At 41.0% G+C, this 25,492-nt stretch carries 27 protein-coding genes; 10 read left to right on the plus strand and 17 right to left on the minus strand.

Translation table 11 applies throughout. The annotated features are described in order from the left end of the window. Nucleotides 1-85 precede the first annotated feature (85 nt). The 9 genes from porD to prmC form a co-directional block, all read right to left on the minus strand. On the minus strand, nucleotides 86-976 hold the full coding sequence (gene porD / locus MB09_RS04725; RefSeq protein WP_045079717.1) for a type IX secretion system protein PorD: 891 nt from the start codon (nucleotides 974-976) through the stop codon (nucleotides 86-88). Then, nucleotides 969-2,192 (minus strand): bifunctional phosphopantothenoylcysteine decarboxylase/phosphopantothenate--cysteine ligase CoaBC, encoded by a 1,224-nt coding sequence (coaBC, locus tag MB09_RS04730; protein ID WP_045079718.1) that lies wholly within the window; start codon nucleotides 2,190-2,192, stop codon nucleotides 969-971. The genes porD and coaBC overlap by 8 nt, the downstream gene beginning before the upstream one ends. A 93-nt stretch (nucleotides 2,193-2,285) precedes the next feature. Next, entirely contained in the window at nucleotides 2,286-2,618 is a 333-nt protein-coding gene (locus tag MB09_RS04735) for a DNA-directed RNA polymerase subunit omega (protein ID WP_045079719.1), read from the minus strand. Nucleotides 2,619-2,631: 13 nt separating this feature from the next. Beyond that, complete coding sequence (locus MB09_RS04740; protein ID WP_045079720.1) at nucleotides 2,632-3,456, minus strand: outer membrane protein assembly factor BamD; 825 nt, start codon at nucleotides 3,454-3,456, stop codon at nucleotides 2,632-2,634. 123 nt (nucleotides 3,457-3,579) lie between these two features. Continuing rightward, complete coding sequence (gene dapA, locus MB09_RS04745; protein ID WP_045079721.1) at nucleotides 3,580-4,455, minus strand: 4-hydroxy-tetrahydrodipicolinate synthase; 876 nt, start codon at nucleotides 4,453-4,455, stop codon at nucleotides 3,580-3,582. Between the two features lie 90 nt (nucleotides 4,456-4,545). Next, complete coding sequence (locus MB09_RS15405) at nucleotides 4,546-5,061, minus strand: DUF6913 domain-containing protein (protein ID WP_052671286.1); 516 nt, start codon at nucleotides 5,059-5,061, stop codon at nucleotides 4,546-4,548. A gap of 58 nt (nucleotides 5,062-5,119) precedes the next feature. Further along, complete coding sequence (ligA, locus tag MB09_RS04755) at nucleotides 5,120-7,114, minus strand: NAD-dependent DNA ligase LigA (protein WP_045079722.1); 1,995 nt, start codon at nucleotides 7,112-7,114, stop codon at nucleotides 5,120-5,122. A gap of 116 nt (nucleotides 7,115-7,230) precedes the next feature. Further along, nucleotides 7,231-7,821, minus strand: coding sequence for an LOG family protein (locus MB09_RS04760; protein WP_045079723.1), 591 nt, complete (start codon nucleotides 7,819-7,821; stop codon nucleotides 7,231-7,233). 72 nt (nucleotides 7,822-7,893) lie between these two features. Further along, nucleotides 7,894-8,739: a peptide chain release factor N(5)-glutamine methyltransferase gene (prmC, locus tag MB09_RS04765; RefSeq protein ID WP_045079724.1), complete on the minus strand. Its 846-nt coding sequence runs from the start codon at nucleotides 8,737-8,739 to the stop codon at nucleotides 7,894-7,896. 17 nt (nucleotides 8,740-8,756) lie between these two features. Here prmC and MB09_RS16125 point away from each other — a divergent pair, with 17 nt between their 5' ends. Then, nucleotides 8,757-9,095 (plus strand): hypothetical protein, encoded by a 339-nt coding sequence (locus MB09_RS16125; RefSeq protein WP_045079725.1) that lies wholly within the window; start codon nucleotides 8,757-8,759, stop codon nucleotides 9,093-9,095. Here the strand turns inward: MB09_RS16125 and MB09_RS04775 are convergent. Next, entirely contained in the window at nucleotides 9,059-9,544 is a 486-nt protein-coding gene (locus tag MB09_RS04775) for a GNAT family N-acetyltransferase (protein ID WP_045079726.1), read from the minus strand. The genes MB09_RS16125 and MB09_RS04775 overlap by 37 nt on opposite strands. A 28-nt stretch (nucleotides 9,545-9,572) precedes the next feature. Here MB09_RS04775 and ribD point away from each other — a divergent pair, with 28 nt between their 5' ends. From ribD to MB09_RS04790, 3 genes are read left to right on the plus strand one after another with little or no spacing between them, the layout of a single operon-like run. Continuing rightward, nucleotides 9,573-10,622 carry a bifunctional diaminohydroxyphosphoribosylaminopyrimidine deaminase/5-amino-6-(5-phosphoribosylamino)uracil reductase RibD gene (ribD, locus tag MB09_RS04780; RefSeq protein WP_165586673.1) on the plus strand — a complete coding sequence of 350 codons (1,050 nt, stop codon included), beginning with the start codon at nucleotides 9,573-9,575 and terminating at the stop codon, nucleotides 10,620-10,622. Beyond that, nucleotides 10,619-11,491 carry an EamA family transporter gene (locus MB09_RS04785; protein ID WP_045079728.1) on the plus strand — a complete coding sequence of 291 codons (873 nt, stop codon included), beginning with the start codon at nucleotides 10,619-10,621 and terminating at the stop codon, nucleotides 11,489-11,491. The genes ribD and MB09_RS04785 overlap by 4 nt, the downstream gene beginning before the upstream one ends. 41 nt (nucleotides 11,492-11,532) lie before the next feature. Beyond that, on the plus strand, nucleotides 11,533-12,162 hold the full coding sequence (locus MB09_RS04790; protein ID WP_045079729.1) for an IMPACT family protein: 630 nt from the start codon (nucleotides 11,533-11,535) through the stop codon (nucleotides 12,160-12,162). A gap of 70 nt (nucleotides 12,163-12,232) precedes the next feature. On the opposite strand, the gene MB09_RS04795 is transcribed toward MB09_RS04790, so the two are convergent. After that, nucleotides 12,233-12,628: an acyl-CoA thioesterase gene (locus MB09_RS04795; protein ID WP_045079730.1), complete on the minus strand. Its 396-nt coding sequence runs from the start codon at nucleotides 12,626-12,628 to the stop codon at nucleotides 12,233-12,235. A 205-nt stretch (nucleotides 12,629-12,833) separates the two neighbouring features. Here MB09_RS04795 and dnaA point away from each other — a divergent pair, with 205 nt between their 5' ends. The 4 genes from dnaA to MB09_RS04820 all read left to right on the plus strand — a co-directional run bounded on the left by dnaA (nucleotide 12,834) and on the right by MB09_RS04820 (nucleotide 16,983). Then, a complete protein-coding gene (gene dnaA / locus MB09_RS04805; RefSeq protein WP_045079732.1) occupies nucleotides 12,834-14,261 on the plus strand; it encodes a chromosomal replication initiator protein DnaA in 1,428 nt (475 codons plus the stop codon). Between the two features lie 135 nt (nucleotides 14,262-14,396). Beyond that, nucleotides 14,397-14,831: a low molecular weight protein-tyrosine-phosphatase gene (locus MB09_RS04810; RefSeq protein ID WP_045079733.1), complete on the plus strand. Its 435-nt coding sequence runs from the start codon at nucleotides 14,397-14,399 to the stop codon at nucleotides 14,829-14,831. Between the two features lie 53 nt (nucleotides 14,832-14,884). Continuing rightward, nucleotides 14,885-16,264: a PQQ-dependent sugar dehydrogenase gene (locus tag MB09_RS04815; RefSeq protein ID WP_045079734.1), complete on the plus strand. Its 1,380-nt coding sequence runs from the start codon at nucleotides 14,885-14,887 to the stop codon at nucleotides 16,262-16,264. A 5-nt stretch (nucleotides 16,265-16,269) separates the two neighbouring features. After that, complete coding sequence (locus MB09_RS04820) at nucleotides 16,270-16,983, plus strand: SAM-dependent methyltransferase (RefSeq protein ID WP_045079735.1); 714 nt, start codon at nucleotides 16,270-16,272, stop codon at nucleotides 16,981-16,983. Nucleotides 16,984-16,986: 3 nt separating this feature from the next. Here MB09_RS04820 and MB09_RS04825 read toward each other — a convergent pair whose 3' ends face one another. From MB09_RS04825 to dapF, 5 genes are all read right to left on the minus strand, one after another. Then, nucleotides 16,987-17,634: a hypothetical protein gene (locus MB09_RS04825; protein WP_045079736.1), complete on the minus strand. Its 648-nt coding sequence runs from the start codon at nucleotides 17,632-17,634 to the stop codon at nucleotides 16,987-16,989. Nucleotides 17,635-17,773: 139 nt separating this feature from the next. Beyond that, entirely contained in the window at nucleotides 17,774-18,415 is a 642-nt protein-coding gene (locus MB09_RS04830; RefSeq protein ID WP_045079737.1) for a hypothetical protein, read from the minus strand. A 275-nt stretch (nucleotides 18,416-18,690) separates the two neighbouring features. Further along, the gene (mltG, locus tag MB09_RS04835) at nucleotides 18,691-19,734 is read right to left on the minus strand and encodes an endolytic transglycosylase MltG (protein ID WP_045079738.1); all 1,044 of its coding nucleotides are present in this window, start codon (nucleotides 19,732-19,734) and stop codon (nucleotides 18,691-18,693) included. Nucleotides 19,735-19,750: 16 nt separating this feature from the next. Next, complete coding sequence (locus MB09_RS04840; protein WP_045079739.1) at nucleotides 19,751-20,278, minus strand: GNAT family N-acetyltransferase; 528 nt, start codon at nucleotides 20,276-20,278, stop codon at nucleotides 19,751-19,753. Then, nucleotides 20,275-21,048 carry a diaminopimelate epimerase gene (gene dapF / locus MB09_RS04845; protein WP_045079740.1) on the minus strand — a complete coding sequence of 258 codons (774 nt, stop codon included), beginning with the start codon at nucleotides 21,046-21,048 and terminating at the stop codon, nucleotides 20,275-20,277. The genes MB09_RS04840 and dapF overlap by 4 nt, the downstream gene beginning before the upstream one ends. 258 nt (nucleotides 21,049-21,306) lie before the next feature. On the opposite strand from dapF, the gene MB09_RS04850 reads away from it, so the two are divergent. Next, nucleotides 21,307-22,695 carry a trypsin-like peptidase domain-containing protein gene (locus tag MB09_RS04850; RefSeq protein WP_045079741.1) on the plus strand — a complete coding sequence of 463 codons (1,389 nt, stop codon included), beginning with the start codon at nucleotides 21,307-21,309 and terminating at the stop codon, nucleotides 22,693-22,695. Between the two features lie 180 nt (nucleotides 22,696-22,875). Next, nucleotides 22,876-24,324 (plus strand): glyceraldehyde-3-phosphate dehydrogenase, encoded by a 1,449-nt coding sequence (locus tag MB09_RS04855; RefSeq protein ID WP_045079742.1) that lies wholly within the window; start codon nucleotides 22,876-22,878, stop codon nucleotides 24,322-24,324. A 275-nt stretch (nucleotides 24,325-24,599) separates the two neighbouring features. Here the strand turns inward: MB09_RS04855 and MB09_RS04860 are convergent, their stop codons facing one another. Continuing rightward, nucleotides 24,600-25,490, minus strand: coding sequence for a hypothetical protein (locus MB09_RS04860; RefSeq protein WP_131459822.1), 891 nt, complete (start codon nucleotides 25,488-25,490; stop codon nucleotides 24,600-24,602). Nucleotides 25,491-25,492 lie beyond the last annotated feature (2 nt).

Below are 25,492 nucleotides of genomic sequence, written 5' to 3' on the forward strand. Positions count from 1 at the left end.
CAACATTCAGTTTTTGAACAATGCAATTTGAACCTATAAATTTAAAAGAAAGTAATTAACTGGTCTAAACTTGCGGAAAGAAAAATCAAAACTTGATTTCGGTCCAGTTGCTTCGCTTTGTGGGCGCCAATCGGTTAAGATTCTCAACCAGTTGTGTAATGTCAACCTGTGGACCACCGCTGAAAATGGCTTGTATTTCGTCACTTTTCGCATCAAAAAAAGTGCGTACCAAAAAAGAATTTGGACGACGGTCGTTAATGCCTTTCAAAGCATTGATGGCGCTCGCAATTTCCTGCTTGGCAGCTTTTTGGTCCGCGGCCATAATATCAAGTCCTTTGCGGTGGTATCGGTACATCACATCGTGAAATTCCTTATATACCGAAGACAGCAAGGCATCGTTGTATCGGTATCGGGACTGGTTGCCATCGGTAGCCTTCCAACCTTGGAAATTGCTGGAGGCAGCCGTGTTAGTAATCTGTTTCGCGATTTCAAAATAAGGCGCGCCCCCGTTTGGCGAGAACGTGTCCGCATCCAAACCTATTACCGTGTAGACGTGAAATGCCACAACGGAAACCAGGTTTGAGCCAAAAGTGTTAATATTGAAGTTCAAAGGTTCGTATTCCTTATAATTGAACTGTACTTGCCTGTCAAAATAATTATAGACCGGACTATCATAAGTTGACCCAAACACGGGACGCGAGGATTGAATTTGAAGCGTTGCCGTAAAGGAGTCGCCATCATATTCACTCACTACCAAGGTCATATTACAATCAATGCGCTCTTGGTTTTTATATTCCTTATCGGTCCATTTTGTATTGTTTACAAACTCCCGCAATTGGGTTTCAAGCGTCCTAAAAATCTGCAGATTGGGTTGGCCGGTTTGTTCGGCATCAATGGAAACGGTGCAATTAAGTTCCTGGGCCTGGGCCGAAGATACAACAATGGCACATACTAAGAAAAGTAAAATTTTACGCATTTGTCTGTTCTATAATATATTCTAAAATATCTTTTGCTACTTCTTTTTTAGGTTTAACAGGGAAAGGAAGCGTTTTATTGTCTTTGGCTATCAAAGTAATTTTATTGGTGTCGCCCTGAAAGCCCGCGCCCTTGTCGCGAAGCGAATTTAACACAATTAAATCTAAATTCTTTTTTTTCAGTTTCAATTTTGCGTTTTCTTCCTCATTTTCGGTTTCCAATGCAAAACCCACCAAGAATTGATCTTTCTTTATTTCGCCCAGCGAAGCCAATATATCTTTCGTTTTTGTAAGCTGAAGTGTCAAAGCATCGGTTTTCTTTTTTATTTTTTCCGAAGCAACATCCGAAGGGCGATAATCCGCAACGGCAGCACTTAAAATGGCCACATCACTTTTACCGAAATATTCGTGCGCGGCATTGTACATTTCTTCCGCAGAAGTAACGCGGATTATTTTTACGAAATCGTTTTCAAGTTTTAATGCCGAAGGGCCTGAAATCAAAACAACCTCAGCGCCAAGTTCGGCAGCGGTTTCGGCAATGGCGTAACCCATCTTTCCACTGGAATGGTTGCCGATGAAACGAACGGGGTCAATGGCTTCATAAGTTGGCCCGGCTGTAATCAAAAACTTTTTGCCACGAAGGGGAAGTTTCTGCAGCAAATCATTTTCCAAAAAGGAAACGATTCCCTCGGGCTCCGCCATCCTGCCCTGGCCTACCAAACCGCTGGCAAGTTCGCCAAAGGCTGCGGGAATCTGAATATTTCCAAAGCTATCCAATTTTTTAAAAGTTTCCGCGGTGGTGGGATGTTGGTACATGTCCAAATCCATTGCGGGGGCGTAGTACACGGGACATTTGGCCGAAAGATAGCACGCGAGCAAAAGATTGTCGCAAGCGCCGTGTGCCATTTTAGAGAGCGTGTTTGCCGTGGCGGGAGCTATCAAAAACAAATCGGCCCACAGGGCCAATTCTACGTGGTTGTTCCAGTTGGGCTCCTTAAAGCTGCCTTCTTCCTTTTCATTAGTAAAGGAAGAAAATACCTCGTTTTTTGAAAGTGTTGCGAGGGTGAGTGGCGTTACAAACTCTTTAGCCGAATCTGTCATTACCACTTTTACCTCAGCTCCTTTTTTTACTAAAAGCCGAACTAAAAAAGCCGCTTTGTACGCGGCAATCCCGCCGGTAACGCCAAGCAAGATATTTTTCCCGTTCAAAACAGCCATAATTAAGTGTTCAGTGTTCAGTAATCGGTACGCAGTAGCCAGAAATCAGGAAGCAGTTCTTACGCACTATGTTCCCGCTATGGGAGAGGGGACTTACTCTTCTACTACTTCATCAGCAGTATTTCGCCAATAGATTTTGTTCTCCAACCACTCCTGTACTGCCAAGGCGTGTGGTTTTGGAAGTCTTTCATAAAATTTTGAAACCTCTATTTGCTCCTTGTTTTCGAAAATTTCTTCCAAACTATCGTTGTAAGTGGCAAATTCGTCAAGTTTTTCCAAAAGTTCCTTTTTGATATCGCCATTTATTTGTGCGGCACGTTTCGCAATAATGGAAATAGCCTCGTAAATGTTGTTGGTAGGCGCATCGATCAAATTCTTATCGAAAGTAACCGTATTGATTGGCGCATCTGAATTTTTAATATCCATAGTAAAAAATAAATTAAGTAGTGGGTTCTGTTTCCACAGGCTCTAGCCTGTTCTCTATGTCCTGATTAATCTCCATTGCTTCGGGAGCCAAATCGGTATCTTTATAATATTTAATGAAATTATTGTAATAAACCTTTGCGGTGCGAAGCCGTTCCTGTACCAATACCGGAATACTGTTTATAGCCAATTTATAGGCCGCGAGAAATCTGCCGTAAAACGCATCTTTTCTATAAATAGAACCGGGATTGTCGGTTATAAAATTATCGAAGGCGCCAATCGCAGCTTTGTAATCCTCAACACGTAAATATTGTTTTGCGACTTCGAATTGCTTTTTTTCCAACTTATTTCTCAATTCAGCTACCAAGGTATTGGCCTCGGCGCGCTTATCAGAATTTGGGTATTGGTTTATGAATTCCTGTAATTTTTCCAGCCCCTTATCCGTATCCTTTTGATCCAGGGAATATCTGGGGGAAAGTTGGTAAAAACTTTTTGCCGACTTGAAGGCGGCTACCTCAACGCTATCACTTTGGGGGTAGGCTTGGGTAAACCTTTCAAATTGATACCCAGCCAAATAATAATCTTCAAGATTGTAATAGGTGTTGGCGTATATGAACATTAGCTTTTCGCCTTGTGGCTTCCCTCTGTATGCGGGCACCAACTGCTCCATTAATTTGAGGCCCTTTTTGTATTTCCCGATTCTATAAAGGGAATCGGCAAAGGCGTATTTTTTTCCCATATCATCCTTTCTAAGCACCTGCTGATATTGGCTACAGGACGAAAGCAGAATAGTGAAACAAACTAAAATAAAAAGTGGTAAACGCATGGGCTTAAAAAACATCGTGCAAAAATAGGGAATTAAACGTGATTGGACAAAACTTATTCTTCGGCTAAAATATTGCGCTGAAGGCTATTATTTGCAAGCCTTTTGAAATATTTAACTTCAAATGCAAAAAGGGAGCTTTTAGAATTTTTTGATGAAATCTTCTATTTTGGATCTCAAACCATCGCTAACTCCCACCAAAGGAAGCCTTACGGTATCACCGCAAATTCCCAATGATTTAAAAACTGCCTTTATTCCGGCTGGATTTCCTTCCGCAAAAATATAATCGATTACCGGGGCAATTTTGTAATGTATTTCATAAGCTTCGTCAGCTTTTTTGTCGAGACCCAGTTTTACCATTTTTGAGAATTCTTTCGGAAATCCTTCGCCGATAACCGAAATCACTCCTGCCCCACCGGCAAGTACCATTGGCAAGGTAATCATATCATCACCAGAAATAACAAGGAAATCTTTTGGACAACCGGAAATCAATTTCATTGCCTGCACAATATCGCCCGCAGCTTCTTTTATGGCCACGATTTTTTCAAAATCATTCGCCAATCGAATTACGGTTTCCGGAAGCATATTTGAAGCCGTCCTCCCCGGAACATTGTAAAGAATTATCGGCAGCGGAGCAGCCTTTGCAATTGCGGCAAAATGCTGATAAATACCTTCCTGCGTAGGTTTATTGTAAAAAGGTGAAACCGAAAGAATAGCGGTAAAGGCAGAAAGGTCGCGGGTTTTCATTTCTGAAATTACCTCCTGCGTATTGTTGCCGCCAATGCCCAAAACCAAAGGCAAGCGGTGATTGTTTGCTGAAACCACGGTGTCAATTACCAGCTGTTTTTCTTCTTTGGAAAGCGTTGCGCTTTCGGCAGTAGTTCCTAAAACTACCAAATAATCTATTCCATTTTCAATGTTGAAATTCACCACATTTTTAAGTCCTTCCACATCTACGGAAAAGTCACTTTTAAACGGGGTTATCAATGCTACGCCTGTTCCAACTAATTCTTTCATATTCTATATTTTGATGCTGTTGATACTTTTGTTTCTATGGATTCTAAAATTTGATTCATTCCACCTTTTGCTTCCTTCTTTTAGCTTCCATTAAATTTTTTTAAAAATTTTTAAATATTTTTTCACTTCACTTTTAAAAGCTTCCTTGTTTTGCAGGTCAACATTTAAAAGCAAATCAAAAAGCCGGGCATCAGAATTATTGAATCCTATTTTGAATTTTGCCCTGCTCTGCGCCACCATTGCCCCTAAAAACTCATGTGTCCCCTTGTAATAACCTATTAGCACATCAAACGGAAAATCCAAAAACTCCTGTGCATTCTGATTGTGGATTTCGCCGCGCCACGTAAATTCCTTATTGGTTATCTGGTTTTGCCGAAGCGAGGGTATCTTTCGCCGCGTTTCCACAAAAGTGAAGACTTTTACATCTTTTCGTTGCAAGCCGAGCTCCTTTCCGAACTCGTAAAGGATTTCAAAATCGTCAAAAAAAGCTTCATCCACCACAAAGCCCAAATATGTTAAAGGCTCATTGCGCTTTGAAAAATCCCGCTCAGTCAGGTTTTTTTCAATGTGTTTTTTTAAGGAATGTCGCTTTACTTTTTTCAACATGGAATGCCAAATTCTCGTGTGGCAAAAATAGCTATTTTCAGCGCTTTCCTACTTTCAATTAGGAAATCATTTGCAAAAAATCGTCTTCGGAAATGATGGCGACGTCCAAACTTTCGGCCTTGGTCTTTTTGCTCGGCCCCATATTGTCGCCTGCCACCACATAATTGGTTTTGGATGAAATGGAGCTGGAAACCTTGCCGCCGTTGTCCTCTATCAGCTTTTTGAGTTCGTCGCGGGAGACTTTTGTGAAAACACCCGAAACTACGAAGGTCTGCCCCTTTAACGTATCGGTTTGATTGGCAAGTTTTTCAGCGGAAATCTCCAACTGCACGCCATAACTTTTCAGCCGTTCAATAATGGCGTTATTTTCTTCGGAAGCGAAAAAGGAAACCACACTTTGGGCGATGCGCTCGCCAATTTCGTCAACGGTGGTGAGTTCTTCTTCGGAAGCATTTCTTAAGGCATCAATGGTTTTGTAGTGCTTTGCCAGTTTTTTGGCAACGGTTTCACCCACATAACGGATTCCCAGCGCGAAAAGCACCCTTTCAAAAGGAATCGCTTTGGAAGCTTCTATCCCTTTTATCATATTTTCGGCACTTTTTTGCGCCATGCGTTCCAACGGAATAATCTGTTCTTCTTTTAAAAGGTACAAATCGGCGTAATTATTTATCAAACCGTTGTTTACCAAAAGTGCGACGGTTTCGCCGCCCAAACCTTCAATATCCATCGCCTTTCGGGAAATGAAATGCTGGATGCGCCCAATAATCTGTGGCGGGCAACCTTCGGTATTGGGGCAATAATGTTGCGCTTCGCCTTCGGTGCGGACCAAGGTTGTTCCACATTCGGGGCATTCGGTTATGTAATTTGTTGGCGACGAATTTGGGTCGCGCTGTGTAAAATCTACCCCGATTATCTTCGGAATTATTTCGCCGCCCTTTTCCACAAACACCGTATCGCCCTCGCGAATGTCGAGCTTGGCAATCTGGTCCGCATTGTGCAGGGAAGCGCGTTTTACGATGGTGCCGGCCAATTCCACAGGCTCCAGATTTGCTACGGGCGTGATGGCGCCCGTTCTGCCCACTTGATAGGTTATTTGGTTTAAAACGGTGGAAACCTGCTCTGCTTTAAATTTATAGGCCATCGCCCAGCGTGGTGATTTGGCGGTATAACCGAGCTCTTCCTGCTGTTGCAGGTTGTTCACCTTTACTACTACCCCATCGGTTTCGTAGGGAAGTTCGTGGCGGTGCACGTCCCAATAATTCACGAACTCCAAAACCTCATCCAAGTTTTTAGCGAGTTTGGCAGCTTCGGGGACTTTAAAACCCCATTGCCTTGCTTTTTCAAGACTTTCAAATTGGGTTTTTATGGGAAGTTTTTCGCCTACAATACTGTAGAGCAAGCAGTCCAACGGCCGTTTGGCAACTTCGGCGCTGTCCTGCAATTTTAGGCTGCCGGAGGCTGTGTTTCTCGGGTTTCGGTACGGCTCTTCGCCTGCCTCTACCCTTTCGGCATTCATCTTTGTGAAACCTTCAAAAGGCAAAACTATTTCGCCGCGAATATCAAACAACGGCGGGTAATCGCCTTTCAATTGCAGCGGAATGGAGCGAATGGTCTTTACGTTTGCGGTTACGTCATCGCCCTGAAAACCGTCGCCGCGGGTAACGGCTTTTTTCAGCTTGCCGTTTTCATAAGTTAAACTTATTGAAGCGCCGTCGTATTTAAGTTCGCAAGTGAATTCTACCTTGCCATCAACGGTTTTTTCGATTCGCTTTTCCCAATCCTCCAAATCTTCCTTTGAATAGGAATTGTCCAAGGAATACATTCTGTAGGTATGCGGCACGGTCTCAAAATTCTTGGTGATTTCGCCCCCAACCCGAAGCGTGGGCGAATTGGCATCGTAAAACTCGGGATGTGCCTTTTCCAGCTCTTGAAGTTGCTTTAGTTTTTGGTCAAACTCAAAATCGGAAATGGTGGGATTGTCGAGGACGTAATAGTTATAGTTGTGCTCGCGGAGCTCGTTGCGGAGGGCAATGATTTGTTGTTCGATGTTCATAGAACAAATATAAAATTTAAAACCCCATAGCTCTTTGAGAACTTTGGGGTTTTTTTTAAAGTTTAAGAAAAATTTTTACTGGCAAGCACCGGTTTTCTTTTTAAAAAATAAAGGTGTTACGTCCTGCTCTCATTAAGCCATTTGGGAACATCGGGGCGTTTAAATTCTTCCATTTTTTTAAGAAGCCGATTGGTGTCTGAATCAACCAAAAGTAGATTGTAGTTGTCCATGGAAAGGAAACCCTTGCGTACCATGGTTTCGAGCATTTTTATTAAATCGTTGTAAAAACCGTTTATGTTCAGCAAACCAATCGGTTTTTGGTGCAGGCCCAGTTGCAGCCAGGTTATTATCTCAAAAAGTTCCTCTAAAGTCCCCATGCCGCCGGGCAGGGCGATGAAGCCATCGCTCTGTTCGTGCATTTTCAGTTTCCGCTCGTGCATGTTTTGGGTGGTGATTAGTTCTGTGAGGCCAAGGTGGACAACTTCTTTTTTCTTTAAAAAATTGGGGATGATGCCGATTACCTTTCCGCTGTTGTCGAGCACGCTTTTGGCAATGGTGCCCATCACTCCTATTTTGGCGGCGCCATAGACCAAGGTAATGTTTCGTTCTGCGAAAATTTCGCCCAGCTTTACTGCAGCATCGGTAATGGCGAGGTCGTTGCCGTCGCTACTTCCGCAGAAAACGCATATTTTGTCGAGATTGTTCATATTTTTTCTCTGTGTTCTTTGTGCCTCTGTGGTGGGCCGTTTTACAACAGTGGCACAGGGGGCACAGCGTTTTTAGATTTTACATTTCAACATTCGGTCTTTGCCGTAGATGTCTTTTTTTATTTCAATATTTTTAAATCCTTCCGCTTTTAAAAGCTCGGTCATTTCATAAGCAAGATACTCATTAATCTCGAAAAAGAGTTTCCCGCTGGGGTTTAAATGGTTTTTTGCCAAGTGGGAAATGGCTCGATAAAACAGCAAAGGGTCTTCATCTTTCACGTATAAAGCTGAATGGGGCTCGTACTTTAGTACGTTTTGCTGCATCTGCTTTTTTTCGAGTTCGCGGACGTAGGGCGGGTTTGAAACTATCACATCGTATTTCATCGGAAGGGTTTCCGCGGCCAAAATATCGGTTTGAAAAAAATCAACTTCAACCTTGTTTAATTTTGCATTCGCTTCAGCGATTTTCAAAGCTTCTTCGGAAATATCCAAAGCGGAAATTTTTGCATTGGGAAGGTTTTTGGCGAGGGAAATGGCGATGCAGCCGCTGCCGGTGCCGATGTCTAAAATCCCCTTGGCCCCCGAAGGGGGAAATCCACTCAATATCCACTCCACCAATTCCTCTGTTTCTGGGCGGGGGATTAGGGTGTGTTTGTTTACTTTAAAAGGAAGGCCGTAAAATTCTGTTTCGCCGATTATGTATTGAATGGGTTCGTGGTTTTGTAGGCGAAGGATTGCTTTTTGAAATTTTTCGGCTTCTGTTGCGGAAATGGTTCTTTCAGGGTTTAAAGCGATTTCTATTCGGGAGAGGTTTAGGTATTTTTCCGAAAGAATATTGAAAAAAGATTGTACTTCTTCCGAAGGATATAATTCTGAAAGCGATTTTTTGAAATTGGATTTAAGATCTGATATTTTCACAAGATTCTATTGATGCTTTGGATGCTTTGGATGCTGTGGATTCTCTGGATACTATGGATTCTATGGATACTTTGGATGCTTTGGGTTCTATGGATACTTTGGATACTTTGGACGCTTTGGATGCTTTGGATGCTTTGGATGCTTTGGGTTCTATGGATACTATGGATACTATGGATACTTTGGATGCTTTGGATGCTTTGGGTTCTATGGATACTTTGGATACTTTGGATTCTATGGATTCTATGGATTCTATGGATACTTTGGATTCTATGGATACTATTGTTTGGGATTTGGGTCCCGATTGCTATTGGGATGGTTTTTACAATGTTTTAAGCATATGCACCGGGCAGGAATAATGGCCCGTGTCGCCCATTGCGCTTTCAATATATTCAAAACCGGCTTGTTTATACAGCTTTTGGGCGTGGGTCATATATTCCATGGTTTCGAGGTATATTTTTTCAAAACCGAACTCACGCGCCTTTGCCAAACAGAACTCCATCATTTGTGCGCCAACTCCCCTCCCGCGGGCTTCGAGCAGGAAGTACATTTTTTGAAGCTCGCAGACGTTGCCTTCGTAATTGTCTAATTTCGCCACCCCGGCGCCCCCGATTATTTTGTTGTTTTCTTCCACCACAAAATAAGCGACCTTCGGTTTTTGGTAGGTTTCAAACATACAATCCAATGATTTATCGGCATAGGCGGTACCTACTTTTGGCACGTTGAAATCTTCCAAGACCGTACGTATCACTTTGGCTATTTGTGGATTGTCCTTCTTTTCAATAAGTCGGATTATTGGTGTGTCCATTCTAATTAAATCCTTGTATTTTTACGCTGTGAAGATACACGAAAAATATATGTTGCGCTGCATCCAACTGGCCAAAAACGGGCTGGGAACTACCTATCCAAATCCGTTGGTGGGCAGTGTAATTGTTCACAACGACCGAATTATTGGCGAAGGTTGGCATTACAGAGCCGGACTACCCCATGCTGAAGTGAATGCCATCGCGAGCGTTAGCGAAGTGGGCCTTTTGAAAGAAGCGACCCTTTACGTGAGTTTGGAGCCTTGCAGCCATTTTGGTAAAACTCCGCCCTGTGCCGATTTGATTATCGAAAGCGGAATAAAGAAAGTGGTGGTGGGCAGTTTGGACCCAAATCCTAAAGTAGCGGGGCGCGGCATCAAACGATTGATGGAGGCCGGTTGCGAGGTGATTGTAGGTGTTTTGCACGCTGAATGTGATATTTTGAACAAACGATTTTTTACCTTTCACCAGAATAAAAGGCCGTATATTTTTTTGAAATGGGCGCAGACAGCCGATGGATTTATTGCGCCAAAGGATGAGACCCGCGATGAGACGAAACCCGTTTGGATCACCAATGAATTTTCGCGCCAAATAGTGCATAAAATGCGGGCGGAGGAACAGGCAATTTTAGTGGGCACCCGTACGGTTTTACAGGACAACCCATCGCTAACGGTTCGGGAATGGGCGGGTGAAAATCCAACGCGGATTGTGATTGACCGAAATTTAAAGATTCCGGAGAATTTTTCGGTTTTTGATTCTTCTTCCAAAACGATAGTTTTCAATGAAACGGAAAGCAAAACTTCGACAAATATAGATTTTGAATCGATAGACTTTTCCGAAGAAATTCCCCAGCAAATCTGCGCAGCGCTTTTCCGAAGAGATATTCAGTCGGTCATTATTGAAGGTGGCGCAAAGACCCTGCAAACCTTTATTAACGCAAATTTGTGGGACGAGGCATTTGTATTTCAGGGAAAAAACCGTTTTGGTGAAGGTATCGAGGCGCCGATTTTTAAAGGTGTGCACGTTTCCGAAGAAAAGATAAAAGACGATACCCTGCGAATCTTTAAAAACGAAAACTCTTGATTTCACTGGCGCTCAGCATTCTTTCATCCACCATGATCTTTGTGGTTTTTAAACTTTATTCGAGGTTTAAAATCAACACCATGCAAGCCATCGTAATGAATTACTTTACGGCTTGTTTCTGTGGGATTGTTTTTCAGGAAAGTGCAATAAATATTGCAGAAATACCACACTTTGGCTGGTTTCCCTTTGCACTGGGTTTAGGGGCTATGTTTATAACCGTGTTTAACCTGATGGCAATAACTACGCAGCGCAGCGGGCTTTCGGTTGTTTCGGTAGCTACCAAAATGAGCGTTGCTATTCCCATTCTCTTCGGGCTGTTATATTATAAAGAGAGTCTGGGAGTTTTTAAGATTATAGGAATTATTTTAGCCCTTGCTGCCGTGTATTTGGCTTCGATAAAAAAACAGGACGGCTTAAAAATCAAGCCGACCAACTTCATCTTTCCAGTTTTAGTCTTCTTGGGCAGCGGAATAATAGATACGACCATTAAATATTTGGAAGGCGAGTATATTGCCAAAAATGACACGCCTATTTTCTCGGCAACTATTTTTGCGATGGCAGCGGCCATTGGCGTTTTACATTTGAGCGCTCAGGCACTGCAGGGAAAATTCAAATTCCAGCTAAAAAATGTTTTGGGCGGCATTGCCTTGGGAATCCCCAACTATTTTTCAATTTATTTTTTGGTGCAGGCGCTACGGAGCGGTATCTTGGAAAGCTCGGGAATATTTACGGTAAACAATGTTGCTATTGTTATGATATCAACTTTACTCGGCATTTTGCTATTTAAGGAAAAATTATTGCTGAAGAATTGGATTGGGATTGGGCTGGCGATTCTTGGAATTTTGTTTATTGCGTTGGAAAAATGGTAGTCCCCCTCACCCACAAAGGGGAAAAATAAAATTGTGAAACATTGGAAACTGAAAAAGACACATACAAAACCATTTTAAAGGCTTCCGAAGAGGTGCTTTTTAAGGAAAGGGGCAGTAAATTCTTTGGCTATGCCTTTCCGGTGGTTTCGGAAGAGGAGGTAAAGGAACACATCGAAAATCTTAAAAAAACACATCATACCGCGCATCATTTTTGCTATGCTTGGCAACTCGGCAAAAGTTATGAACACTATCGGGCCAATGATGACGGCGAACCATCAAACAGTGCGGGAATGCCTATTTACGGACAATTGCAATCTTTTGATGTTACAAATATTTTGGTAGTGGTGGTACGCTATTTCGGCGGAACCAAATTGGGCGTGGGCGGATTGATACAGGCCTACAAAACCGCTGCGCAAATGGCCTTGGAAAATTGTAGGATAATTGAAGAAACAATTGATGAAACGTTTCTTTTAAAATTTGAATACCCAGAAATGAACACAGTGATGCGCATCCTTAAAGATGAAGACATCAATATTGTAGATCAAAAAATGGAGCTCAATTGTGAGTTTAAAATCGCCGTTCGGAAGAAAGATGCGGAACGGATTTTTGAGTTATTTGAAAATACTTACAAAGTGAAAATCATCAAAAAACAAATCCCCAATTCCAAATAAATTTCGAAAACAAAAAATCCCAAAATTTGAAATCACGACTCTGTGATTTGGATTTATTCAAGCCTCTTTTTTAGGAAAGTTTTTCCAATAGGTATTGGGGTGCCTTGGTCAACTTTTTTGTCGTACTGTTCACAAAAACCAATACAGTGGTTGCCGTAGCCAAAAGTTGTTTGGATTCATTATAAATTTCATAATAAAACTCAATTTTTACAGTAGGCAATTGTTTCAAACTTGTCCTCACCGTTAGTAGGTCGTCATAAAATGCAGGCTGTTTATAATCTATACTGAAATGAACCACTGGTAGCTGTATATTATTGGCTTCCATCCATTTATATGAAAACCCGAGCGCCCTAAGCCATTCCGTTCGGCCCTGTTCCAAATACTGCGCATAGTTGCCATAATAAACCACGCCCATCTGGTCCGTTTCGCCATAGCGCACTCTTATTTCTGTATCTGTATTCTTCACGATTTTATGGTGTTTAAAGAAAGTTTTTTTGTAGTTTTATCGAAAGGGAAGTATGGGAAAAAAATTCTAATAATTCAACCCCAATCTGGTTTTTTTTATAACTTTTTTGTTCACATATTTGCACTGTTAAGAAATAGCTCGGAAACACTCCATCCCCTATTATTTTAACCAACCCTTTTTTAAAAACAAAACACAAATTTTAACTATGAGCAAAACTGCGGAATCGGTTTGGAACAATTGTTTGGCTTTTATCGAAGATAATATCTCTTCGCAAGCATACAAAACTTGGTTCGAACCCATTAAGGCGGTAAAGCTAACTGATAATGCACTGAGCATTCAGGTTCCTAGCAAATTTTTTTACGAATGGCTCGAGGAACACTACGTTAAGATATTGAAAGTCGCGCTCACCAAAGAGTTGGGAGCTACCGCTAAGTTGGTTTACATTATCAGAATGGAAAACACCTACGGCAACAAACAACCATTTACAGAAAAAATTCCAAGCGCCAATAGAAGCAATTTACAATCGCAGGAGGTTGATGTGCCGTTGAAAAACAAAAGCCCGGAACTTAAAAATCCGTTTGTTATTCCAGGAATCCGAAATGTTAAGATAGAATCACAGCTTAATCCCAATTATAATTTTGAAAGTTTCCTTGAAGGGGAATCGAACAGGCTGGCACGTTCGGCCGGTTTAGCAGTGGCAAATAAACCCGGTGGAACTTCCTTCAACCCACTCCTTATTTTTGGCGGTGTCGGGTTGGGAAAAACACACCTGGGCCACGCAATTGGTGTTGACATAAAGGATAAATATCCAGAAAAAACCGTTCTTTATATTTCTGCGGAAAAGTTTACGCAACAATACATTGAATCGGTAAAGAAAAACAACCGCAACGATTTTATACACTTCTATCAAATAATAGACGTGCTTATTGTGGACGATATTCAATTGCTTTCCGGAAAGGCCGGTACACAGGACGTATTCTTTCACATTTTCAACCATTTGCACCAAAACGGCAAGCAGGTTATTTTAACCAGCGACAAGGCGCCGGTGGATATGATTGATATTGAACAACGTTTGCTTTCCCGTTTTAAATGGGGCCTTTCTGCGGAATTGAACCACCCAGACTACGATACGCGTGTGGCGATCATAAAAAACAAACTGTACCGCGACGGCGTGGAAATGCCGGAGGATATCGTGGAGTTTTTGGCAAACAACATCAAGACGAACATTCGAGAACTGGAAGGCGCCATAATTTCATTGATTGCGCACTCTTCCTTCAACAAAAAGGAAATTACCATCGACCTTGCCCGCAAAATTGTTGATAATTATGTGAAACACACCAAACGCGAGGTTTCCATTGATTATATTCAAAAAGTAGTAAGTGATTATTTTCAAATGGACGTGGATACTTTGCAATCAAAAACACGAAAAAGGCATATTGTGCAGGCTCGTCAATTGGCAATGTTCTTCGCGAAAAAGTTTACCAAAGCATCCCTCGCCTCCATCGGTTCCCAAATAGGGCAGCGCGACCACGCAACTGTGCTACACGCCTGCAAGACCGTTGATAACCTTTCCAGTACTGACAAGCAGTTCCGCAAATATGTGGAAGATCTGAGTAAAAAGTTGACACTTTAGTTCAGGTTTCAGTCGCAGGTTTCAGTCGCAGTGTTCGGAAAGGAAATCACATCGTTCAGACTACTAAACTTTTAAACCCATAAGCTCTTAAACTTCTAAACACTTCATATCGTTTTGAAAAAATATAAAATCCTTATGGTCTGCCTTGGCAATATTTGCCGTTCGCCCTTGGCGGAAGGTATTTTGAAGTCGAAGGTTGACACTTCAAAAGTGTTTGTTGACTCTGCAGGTACTGGCCATTGGCACGTGGGCGATGAACCTGACCAGCGAAGTATTGCCGTGGGGAAAAAATACAATATAGACATTACCCAACAACGTGGAAGACAGTTCAGCGCAAAGGATTTTGACGATTTCGATTTGATTTATGTAATGGACAACAGCAATAAGGAGAACGTTTTGGCCTTGGCTGAAAATGATACGCATCGCCAAAAGGTAAAACTAATCCTAGATGAAATTTTTCCCGGTGAAAATGTGGATGTGCCCGACCCGTATTTTGGCGGAAATGCAGGTTTTGAAAACGTTTTTAAAATGCTCGATGAAGCCTGTGAACAAATTGCGAAGCGACTTTAACGCATTTTTACATATGGTTTTCTTACTTTTAGTAACTCACTAAATAAAAAACCATGAAAAAATTACTCCTCTGCATTCCATTCTTTCTTTTTTCCTCAATTTTTTTGGCTCAAGAAATATCCATCGAATTTTTTAAAGGAAATTTCACACAACCCTTAAGCCTTCAACACGCCAATGACGACCGTCTTTTTGTAGTGGAAAAAGGAGGCCACATAAAAGTAATCCAGGCTAACGGAACCGTAAATAGCACTTCTTTTTTGGATATTTCGGGAATGATCTCAACCAATAGTGAGCGCGGGCTTTTGGGAATGGCATTTCATCCAGATTATAGCAACAATGGCTATTTTTATGTGAATTATACCAATACTAGCGGTAACACACAGATCTCACGCTTTTCCGTAGATAGCGGCAATCAGGATTTGGCAGACCCCAATTCTGAATTGCCCATCCTCAGTTTTAACCAACCAGCCTCAAACCACAATGGTGGTAATTTGGCATTCGGGCCAGATGGTTATCTATATATAGCTTCGGGTGACGGCGGCGGCAGCGGAGATCCGAATGATAGAGGGCAAGACCTGAATTTTCTATTGGGAAAACTATTGCGAATAGATGTAGATAACCCTTCAGGGGGAAATAACTACGGAATACCTGCAGATAATCCGTTTTTAGGAAATCCTGACGCGCGCGATGAAATTTGGGCGTATGGTTTGAGAAATCCTTGGCGCTTTTCCTTCGATTTTACGGCAAACAACATTTGGATAGCAGATGTGGGCCAAACAAGCATTGAAGAAATAAACCGGACCGGAATTACTGAGGCAGGATTAAATTATGGCTGGAGATGTTATGAAGGCTCACAACCTTATAACACCCAGGACTGCCCTCCCCAATCTGAATTGAGCTTCCCTTTGGCTGAATATAACCATTCCGGTGGCAATTGTTCCATAACGGGCGGTTATGTTTACAGAGGTTCTGTATATACCGATATTCCGGGGCTATACTTTTTTGCCGATTTCTGTAGTGGATTGATTGGTACGGTCGATGCCACGGGGAATTTGACAGAGATCGGTATTTTTTCAGGTAGCTGGGTTTCCTTTGGCGAAGATGTCAACAAAGAACTTTATATCATAGATTTCGGTGGCGATATTTATAAAATTAAAGGAGGCGAAGTAGCCGGAACGGAAGACTTCTCATTAGAAAATTCACTCACCATGCTTCCTAACCCCTCTTCGGAATTTGTAACCTTTAATTTGAAAAACGATTCCCTTCAAAGCATTCAGCTCTTTGATGTAAGAGGCCGCTTGGTTTCTTCAGCAGAAAATATATCCAATAATGAAAAAGTCATTCGCATTTCAAGTTTGACTTCTGGTTTATATTTTGTGGGAATCACCTCTTCAAAAGGACAATCAACCGTGAGAAAATTAATCGTCCAATAATATTAATGACTTCAACTAAAGGAAATTTATACCTCATCCCCTGCCCTCTGGGCGATGTGCCTCCATTGGCGGTACTCCCGATTTCGGTAAAAAAAGCCGTTGAAAAAATTGACCATTATATCGTGGAGCATGAAAAAAATGCACGCCGATTTATAAAAAGTATTGTCCCAGAAAAGAAACAACCCACGCTGAAATTTCAAGAGATTAACAAATTTACCCACGCTGAAGAAATCCCCTCCATGCTCAATCCGTGCCTGGAGGGTTTTGATGTGGGCGTAATAAGCGACGCCGGTTGTCCCGGAATTGCTGATCCCGGGGCAAGAGCGGTACATCACGCACACGAACTCGGCATAAAGGTCGTGCCCCTCGTGGGACCATCGTCCATTTTACTGGCAATGATGGCCAGTGGATTTAACGGTCAAAATTTCGCTTTTAACGGGTACTTACCTATTGATAAAGGTGAAAGGAAAACAGAACTGAAAAGACTTGAAAAAATATCAAAGGATTTTGACCAATCCCAACTATTCATTGAAACTCCGTACCGTAACAATCAAATGCTGCAGAGCCTAATTGAAAATCTCAATCCACAGACAAGAATTTGTGTGGCTTGTGATATTACTTTGCCTTCAGAATACATAAAAACTGCTCCTGTAAGTTTATGGAAAAAAATAAAGGTGGATCTTCATAAAAGACCCACCTTATTTATCATTCAAGGATAAAATTTAAATTACCCTCGGTTTTTTATTTGGTACAATATGCGAAGTATCATACCCTGAAAACTTTCGCAAATAATAACGAATGGAGGCGCCATTGGCATCCTCAAAACGGTTTTCGCCCGCACTTCTCAAAAATTTCTTCACATTACCGGCACCTGCCAAATGCGCAGCGGCCAAAATTCCCGATTCGGTAACTTTCACACCGCCAATGGTTTTGCCTGCGTAGCGCTTTATATCGTTCCGAAGCACCCACTTATTCAAAGAAGTGTATGCTAGGAAAGCAGCCTCCTGCTGACGGGTATCGTATAAAAAATTATCGGTATTCTTAAAACCAATCATTCGTAAAGTGGCGCGGGAAAACTGATATTTCCCCATATATCCATAATCGTTTACGATATGGTAATTTCCTCTGGATTCCTTAAAACCAAGAGCTTCTTTAAAACCCAAATAGGATTTTCCCAAAAACAAATAAAACTTTGGGGTCACAGGAGCAATAAATGGCATAAGCTCTGCTTCTGTGGGAACGGTGTAGTCTAACTCTAATCCTTCTGTACTAAAAGTAGAAAAATCGTAGCTATCTTTTGAAATGAAACCTGTCCCTACTGTTACGGTAACAACAAGTAATACTGCAATGAGATATATTCTTTTTTTCATTAAGGTTTAAAATTCCGATGTTATTACATCGTCGTTTCAGCGCGCAAAGATAAGGCTTTTTTTAAAAATCTGATTTGTAGGCTGTTAAATAAATATTAAATAAAAAAGCTAGGCTTGTCAACCTAGCTTTCTTCAATAATTATAATGTCGCCCTGGCATTGTTGTCCGGGAGTATTTGAGAGACATCGTAATCTACGAAGCGTTTCATATACCTAGTTATAGGCACGTGATTGGCATCTTTGAAAACGACTTCTCCATTGCTGTCCAGAAATTTCATAACATTTCCGGCACCTCCCAGATGCGCCGCGGCCAAAAGGCCCGATTCGGTTATCTTAACACCATTGATGGTTTGGCCATCAAACCTATCAATATAATCCCGAAGTACCCATTTGTTTTTGGAAATCAAGGCCTCAAAGGCCTTTTCCTGTAACAAAGGGGAATTTAAAAATCGGGAGGTATTGTGGATTCCGACCCAGTTAAGGGTGGAACGGCCAAACTGGTACTTGCCCAAATAACCCAATCTGTTCACGGCTCTGTAATTGCCACTGCTTTCGCTAAAGCCGAGGTCGTAACAGAAACCCAGGAACGACTTCCCAAGAAAGGGAACACTGTCTTGGGAACTCATATTCACTTCATATTCGTAGGGCACATGGGCAACGTCCCCTACAATATTTGTAGCGAATATAGAACTGCTGTAATCTTCTCTTTTTGAAGAGAATGCCGTTGCAACAAATACCGCAACAGCCAGCAGCACAGACAATTTCATAAAACGTTTTGTCATGTTTTACTTAGTTTTTAAAAGTTATAATTATTGCGCCACCGCCTTATGCGGCGCGAAATAAATTCTTAAAAAGTAAACACACGCTATGGCAAACGCATGCTCGCCGCGCTATATGAAAAAATTGTGCCAAAGAACGATTGACAACCAACTGCATTAGCTGATTATCAATTAATTAACAAAATTAAAATACAACAAACCTATCCGGATTCCGAAGTCTTAACAGACTTTAACCCGGATTTTTGAAAGATTTTAACAGAAATGAATTTCTTGAAGGTTTACCTATTCAATCCTTGACTATTCACCCAGCGCACATATTCGATTTTGTTCACGTTGTGCTGTGCCAAGGTTTTTGCAAATTTGTGATACCCAAAATTGGTAACATCTGCCACAAAATAGTAATAATCGTGCTGCTCCGGGTTTAGGACCGCGTCTATGGATGAAATATCGGGCATCGTGATGGGGCCGGGCGGTACGCCGGCGTATTTGTATGTATTGTACGGAGAGTCCAATTCCAAATCTTTATAAAGCACCCTTTTTATTATTTGATTGTAATCCCCGCTTTCGCGTTTCAGGGCATAAATAACCGTCGGATCGGCTTGCAGCAACATTCCTACTTTTAACCTGTTTAAATAAACTCCCGCTACTCTCGGTCGTTCATCCACTTTAGCGGTTTCTTTTTGAACGATTGCGGCCAATGCCATCACTTGTTCTTTGGAAAGATTTAATCTTTTGGCCTTTTGGGTTCTCGATTCGTTCCAAAAGCGCTCGTATTCCGTTTTCATACGTTCGCGGAAGGTTTCCGCAGAACTGTTCCAATAAAACTCATAAGTATTCGGAATATACAATGAAAGGGCGGTTTCCTTATTCAAACCCACTTCCTTTAAAAATTGCGGATCGCGCATTGCGTTCAAGAGCGAAACACTATCGGCTTCAATCTGTTTTGAAATATGGCCGGCAAGGTCTTCCAAACGCTCTTGATTGTTGAATTTTACGTTGATGGGAATATTTCGGCTTCGCAGTGTATTTACAATATCGTTATTAGTCATTCCCTTTCTAATGATGAAATGTCCCGGTTTTATATTTGAAGCATACTTTTTTTGTTCCGCAATGGTAACGAATGAACCCGTGTCCCGCAAAAGCGGCTCCAGCTCTTCAACCACATCATTTATGGTTGCGTTGGTAGGAATATAAACGTGGGCCTCCTTATTATTGAAAGCCGTATTGCCCGAAAAAGCGGTGTCGTAAACATACCAAGCAAAAGCTCCCATCCCAATGGCACCGAGCAAAACGACAGCTATCAATATTTTTTTTATATACATTTTTCTGATTTTGGGATTAGGGGTTTATTAGCTGATAAAAATATTCACTTTTATAGTTTCTGTCTGAAAAAATCCAGTCCTTTTTTAAACCGCCTCTTTCAAAACCGGCCTTTTCAAATAATTTGATGCTGCCCTGGTTCTCTTCGGAAATCCCCGCGAAAATTTGATGGACGTTCAGATGTTTAAAGGCATAATTGCATGTAAGGCCCAATGCTTCGGATGCATACCCTTTTCTTTTATCCGCTTCGGAAAAAATTACGATACCAACCCCTACCCTGCTGTGTTTTGGGTCAAAATCGTAAAGATCGATGAAGCCTACCAGCGCCTGGTCTTCCTTTTTGCAAATTGCCAGACGCAGCTGTTGTACATCGTAAATATCGCGGTGGCTGTTTTCAAGATATTGCAGTAAAATATATTTGGAATAGGGTGTTGTGGTGTTGCTCACCTCCCAAAGCGATTCGTCATTTTCCAAGGTATAGAGAAAATCGAGGTCTGAAAGCTCCAAAGCGCGTAAAAAAATATGTTCTCCCTTTAACGTTTTCATTGCCAGATTCCTTTAAAGACTTGTGTTGCCGACCCTTCCAAGTACACATTTCTGTAACCCCAATCGGTTTTTTCAAACCAAACCTGCAATTGGCCGCCCGGTGTTTTTAGCAGCACCCTATTTTCTGAAGATTTACCAGTTTCAAACATAGCGATGGCAACGGCGGTCACGCCGGTTCCACAGGACAGGGTTTCATCTTCCACGCCGCGCTCGTAGGTTCTCACTGAAAAAATGGCAGGAGCTATTTGCTCCACGAAATTCACGTTAGAACCTTCTTTTCCGTAAATTTCATTTCGAATATTTCTTCCTTTTGTAAATACATCAAAGTTTTCCAATCCCGAAACCATTTCAACGTGATGTGGCGATCCGGTGTTCAAAAAAGTGAAATTTTCTGCAACGTTAATCTTTTCCACATCGTTCATTTTTAGTGAAACCCAATCCTCATTAACCATAGCTTCGTGCATACCGTCAACGGCTTCAAAAGTTGTTTTTTCTGAAATGATTCCCAAAAACTTGGCAAAATGCGCAATACATCTTCCGCCATTGCCGCACATAGTGCTTAGATTGCCATCACTATTATAATACACCATTTTAAAGTCTGCGGTCGGGTGCTTTTCCAGCAAAAGCAGCCCATCAGCACCCACACCAAAGCGGCGATCACAGATTTGGGCAACGAGTGCCGTATTCTCTTTTGGAAAAAATTCATCACGATTATCGATAATCACAAAATCGTTTCCCGTGCCCTGATATTTATAAAAGGTGAATTCCATACGCGCACAAAGATATAAAAAGCCACCCCAGCTTTCAGGAAAGTTATCACGTTAAATACAAGTTAAATACCCCTTCTTGGCATACTTTTTTCTAGTCATGGTTGTTAAATTTGTGGGAGTATTTAAATAATGTTTCTTCAAAAAAGTGTTTTTTCTTGATTTCTCAAGTATGAAAACACTTATAGCAATCTAAAATGCTAATCTTGAAAAAAGTGTTTTGCAACATAATTTTTTATTAATCATAAAATTCAATATAAAATGAAACAGACATTCCGTTTATTTCTGGTAGCGCTGTTTGCGGGCGCAGTTACACTTGGAGGTTATAATTTTTTTGAAAAAAAGGATTATATATCCTTCGAGCCCCAAAAAACTTCAAACTTTATCCCCACTAGCTTTTCTGCGGCAGCTGCCGAAATGAATACAGATTTTACCGATGCGGCGGAAAAAACAGTACACGCAGTAGTACACGTTAAAAATATGAGTGTGAGCACACAGCCCACCAATATATTTGAATACTTTCAAGGGGGCGGCCAGCCCCGGGCTCGCGTGGGTAGCGGAAGCGGCGTCATCATTTCGCCCGATGGTTATATTGTAACCAACAATCACGTAATCGCGAACGCCACAAACCTGGAGGTTACTTTAAACAACAACAAAACTTATACTGCAAAATTGATCGGTACCGACCCAAATACCGACATCGCCCTTGTAAAGATTGATGGTAATGAAGAGTTTCCTTTTATACCTTTTGGCGATTCAAACAATGTAAAAATTGGCGAATGGGTCTTGGCCGTTGGGAATCCCTTCAATTTAACCTCCACCGTAACCGCTGGAATTATAAGTGCAAAGGCGCGCGACTTGAACCAATTTGACGGCAATCCTCAATCTTTCATTCAAACCGATGCCGCGGTAAACCGTGGTAATAGTGGCGGCGCCTTGGTAAATACCCGTGGCGAATTGATTGGAATAAACACTGCGATCACCTCGGAAACCGGAAGTTATGTGGGCTACTCCTTCGCCGTTCCTTCCAATAACGCCCGAAAAGTGATTGAGGATATTTTGGAATACGGAAACGTTCAGCGTGGCATTTTAGGTATTCAAGTAGGAAATATAAACCCACAGATTGTGGAAAAATATGGAATTAACGACACCGAAGGCGTTTTTGTAGGCGGAATTGAAAAAGGTAGCGGCGCAGATAAGGCCGGAATAAAGGAGGGCGATATAATCAAGCAATTGGATGGCTATAAGGTTTCAAAATTTGCGGATCTCTCGGGTTACTTGGGCTCCAAAAGACCGAATGATGTGGTGGAAGTAACTATTCTTCGCAACGGCAAGGAAAGAAAAGTACCGGTAACTCTCGTAAAACTGGAAACTTTCTCCATCGACGATCTTGGGTTGGAGGTAAAAAACACTTCTCCTGAAGAACTCAAAGAGCGTGGCCTTAAAAACGGTGTAACTGTTACTCGCGCCCTCACACCAGAAATTGCACAATACAAACTTGAGGGAATTATCATCACCCAGATTAATGACGAAACCGTCAATGACATTGATGATGTTAAGCGAATTATGACACAACGAAACTATCGTTCCCCAATTAAAATGACTTTTATGGACACAGCCGGAAAAATCAATTCCTTTATTTTTAGGTAGTAGCTATGACGGAATCATTTTAAAACATACTTTAAGTTGAAATTTTTAAGCCACGAAGCCACGAATTATTATTACCAATATTCGTTGATTCGTGGTTTTATTTTTTAGAATATATTTCATCAAAACGATGAAAAAGAGTACTTTTGCACCAAATTTTAAACCCTTTAAAAATCCTTCCATATGAGTTTTGATGACGTTTATGAAAAAGAACTTTCTTTTCAAACTGACCGCCGAAAAGCTTCAGTAGAGTTTATTAAAATCGTTAGTGATCTTTGGTACGATAAGTCCATTGAACTGGTACTTTTCCGCAACCAGCTTATAGATCGTAACGTAAGTGAAATTTTGAACCTTCACGAATATGCTGGCGAATTTGTTCAAAAGCCAATATCAATCTTTGACTCCGTTGAAATTGCGCAGGCCATCAAAACCTTGGATCTTCCACCCGCAAAATTGGATATCGGAAAACTAACCTATGAGTTCCATTTAGAGGACGATAAATATTCAAACGCCCTGTCATTTGTTTCAGACAAATTAAAGGATGCCAAGGAAAGCAAAAACATTGTTCCTAAAGACGTCGTTCTTTATGGTTTCGGAAGAATTGGTCGCTTGTTGGCTCGTGAGCTTATGACCCGCACCGGTCAAGGAAACCAGCTTCGCCTTCGTGCCATTGTAGTTCGTGGAAAAATGGATCAAACGGTGCTGGATAAAAGAGCAACTTTGCTTCAATATGATTCTGTACACGGCGATTTCCCCGGAACCGTGCGTACCGACCTTGAAAACAGCGCGTTGGTTATTAACGGGACTACCGTTCATATCATTTCAGCAAACAACCCTGAAGATATTGATTACACACAATACGGAATTGAAGACGCCTTGGTGATTGACAATACCGGAGCTTTCCGTGATGATGCAGCACTTAGCCGCCATCTAAAAGCTAAAGGAACTTCAAAGGTTTTGCTTACCGCTCCAGGAAAAGGAGTGCCGAACATCGTTCACGGGGTGAACCAAAACGAATATGACCCGAATAAAGTAGATATCTTTTCAGCCGCATCTTGTACCACAAACGCCATCACTCCTATTTTAAAAGCAGTTGAGGATTCTTTTGGAGTAGTTCGTGGGCATTTAGAGACCATTCACGCATATACAAACGACCAGAATTTGGTAGACAATATGCACAGTAAATACCGCCGTGGCCGTGCTGCAGCATTAAATATGGTAATTACTGAAACCGGTGCAGGAAGTGCCGTTGCAAAAGCATTACCTTCACTGGCTGGAAAACTTACCAGCAACGCAATTCGCGTTCCTGTTCCAAACGGCTCTTTGGTTGTTTTGAATTTAGAAGTTGCAACCCCTACCACATTGGATGGAATTAATTCCACAATGAAAAAATACGCCCTGGAAGGCGATCTGGTTGAGCAGATAAAATATTCATTGAGCAATGAGCTTGTATCCAGTGATATTGTTGGCTCATCTGCCCCTGCTATTTATGACAGCAACGCAACTATCGTTACCGAAGATGGTAAAAATGTAGTACTTTATATTTGGTATGATAACGAGTATGGCTATAGTCATCAAGTAATCCGCTTGGCCAAGTATATTGCGCAGGTTAGGAGATTTACTTATTATTAATAGTAATTAGCAATATATAAAATCCCGCTATGTATTTAGCGGGATTTTTTTTTGCTAATTCTGTTTTGCCATTGCAAAATCAGGATTGCCCTATGATGATGCACACGTTTCGACATTAAAAATCAAATAACCAAAATCAAACTATTGGTGATGGTAATTGCTTGTTGGACTGGAAACAAATCGACGAAGGAAGATTTGTTCCATTTCAACAGTGCCAGGAAGGATATGGTCAAAATTTAATGGAGAAAAGACTTGTTTTTTACCTCAGTTCTTTGTTATATGCAGTTTTTATTTGTCACAGCTTCTAATTCAAATATATAATCTCTGTCCTCTGGGCTAACAATTTGTCTCAAAAAGGAAAGATGCTCATCAGAAGTAAGAAGTTCAGCCATAAGGTTTTGTCCTTTATAATTTCTTAAATCGTTAGTTTTAATATATTCGATAAATTTTGGATGTTTTCTAGTAAGTTCCATTTCTTTCACTCTCATTTTTTCTCTTATTTGACGGTGATTCTCCATAGTTTTGTTAGAATATTTGGTTAAATATACACATTCATCAAAATCATCTTTTTTTCCATATTTGAAATTACCGTCATATTTAAACCATTTATGTATTTTAATGGAAAATAAAATTGAACCTTGATTAAGAGGAAAATCGATTGTTTTTTTTGAGTTTTCTAAATCATATTTTTCGTCTTTGTAATAAATATTAAGAATAAATAGAGCTCCCAAAATATCGAAGAGATATTTTATACTTCCAAACTTATAGTTATTTGCACGATTATGTTTTAAATGTTGATATGCATTATTCCAAGTATAGGTAAGTTTATTATTTGGCTTCTTTTCGGATTTGTTAAACGGAAATAGAATTTTATTAGTTTGGTGACAATTGGGTGAGCTAATAATAACCACTTTTTGTTCTAAATTCCACTTTTGATTTAAAAATTTCAAAGCATCTTCATCAAATTTAATATGCTCCTTATTTCCTCCATTTTGCCAATATAAATCTTTAGCAAGAGATTCTATTTCAACTGCTGAACGTAAAATCAATTCTGATATTTTCGTAGAATAGACATCTAACTGATCGTCACTAATATAAATATCATATGTCAATTTCTCAATTTCCGATTCTAGATTTTTATAAATTGGCCAATAAATATTTGTCATTT

The sequence above is a fragment of the Aequorivita vladivostokensis genome (genome assembly GCF_000952855.1).
Classification (GTDB): domain Bacteria; phylum Bacteroidota; class Bacteroidia; order Flavobacteriales; family Flavobacteriaceae; genus Aequorivita; species Aequorivita vladivostokensis.

Coding starts and splice junctions, on each gene's coding strand:
- porD (WP_045079717.1), bottom strand. CDS start 976: ATGCGTAAAATTTTACTTTTCTTAGTATGTGCCATTGTTGTATCTTCG.
- coaBC (WP_045079718.1), bottom strand. CDS start 2,192: ATGGCTGTTTTGAACGGGAAAAATATCTTGCTTGGCGTTACCGGCGGG.
- MB09_RS04735 (WP_045079719.1), bottom strand. CDS start 2,618: ATGGATATTAAAAATTCAGATGCGCCAATCAATACGGTTACTTTCGAT.
- MB09_RS04740 (WP_045079720.1), bottom strand. CDS start 3,456: ATGTTTTTTAAGCCCATGCGTTTACCACTTTTTATTTTAGTTTGTTTC.
- dapA (WP_045079721.1), bottom strand. CDS start 4,455: ATGAAAGAATTAGTTGGAACAGGCGTAGCATTGATAACCCCGTTTAAA.
- MB09_RS15405 (WP_052671286.1), bottom strand. CDS start 5,061: ATGTTGAAAAAAGTAAAGCGACATTCCTTAAAAAAACACATTGAAAAA.
- ligA (WP_045079722.1), bottom strand. CDS start 7,114: ATGAACATCGAACAACAAATCATTGCCCTCCGCAACGAGCTCCGCGAG.
- MB09_RS04760 (WP_045079723.1), bottom strand. CDS start 7,821: ATGAACAATCTCGACAAAATATGCGTTTTCTGCGGAAGTAGCGACGGC.
- MB09_RS04775 (WP_045079726.1), bottom strand. CDS start 9,544: ATGGACACACCAATAATCCGACTTATTGAAAAGAAGGACAATCCACAA.
- dnaA (WP_045079732.1), top strand. CDS start 12,834: ATGAGCAAAACTGCGGAATCGGTTTGGAACAATTGTTTGGCTTTTATC.
- MB09_RS04810 (WP_045079733.1), top strand. CDS start 14,397: ATGGTCTGCCTTGGCAATATTTGCCGTTCGCCCTTGGCGGAAGGTATT.
- MB09_RS04815 (WP_045079734.1), top strand. CDS start 14,885: ATGAAAAAATTACTCCTCTGCATTCCATTCTTTCTTTTTTCCTCAATT.
- MB09_RS04820 (WP_045079735.1), top strand. CDS start 16,270: ATGACTTCAACTAAAGGAAATTTATACCTCATCCCCTGCCCTCTGGGC.
- MB09_RS04825 (WP_045079736.1), bottom strand. CDS start 17,634: ATGAAAAAAAGAATATATCTCATTGCAGTATTACTTGTTGTTACCGTA.
- MB09_RS04830 (WP_045079737.1), bottom strand. CDS start 18,415: ATGACAAAACGTTTTATGAAATTGTCTGTGCTGCTGGCTGTTGCGGTA.
- mltG (WP_045079738.1), bottom strand. CDS start 19,734: ATGTATATAAAAAAAATATTGATAGCTGTCGTTTTGCTCGGTGCCATT.
- MB09_RS04840 (WP_045079739.1), bottom strand. CDS start 20,278: ATGAAAACGTTAAAGGGAGAACATATTTTTTTACGCGCTTTGGAGCTT.
- dapF (WP_045079740.1), bottom strand. CDS start 21,048: ATGGAATTCACCTTTTATAAATATCAGGGCACGGGAAACGATTTTGTG.
- MB09_RS04850 (WP_045079741.1), top strand. CDS start 21,307: ATGAAACAGACATTCCGTTTATTTCTGGTAGCGCTGTTTGCGGGCGCA.
- MB09_RS04855 (WP_045079742.1), top strand. CDS start 22,876: ATGAGTTTTGATGACGTTTATGAAAAAGAACTTTCTTTTCAAACTGAC.
- MB09_RS04860 (WP_131459822.1), bottom strand. CDS start 25,490: ATGACAAATATTTATTGGCCAATTTATAAAAATCTAGAATCGGAAATT.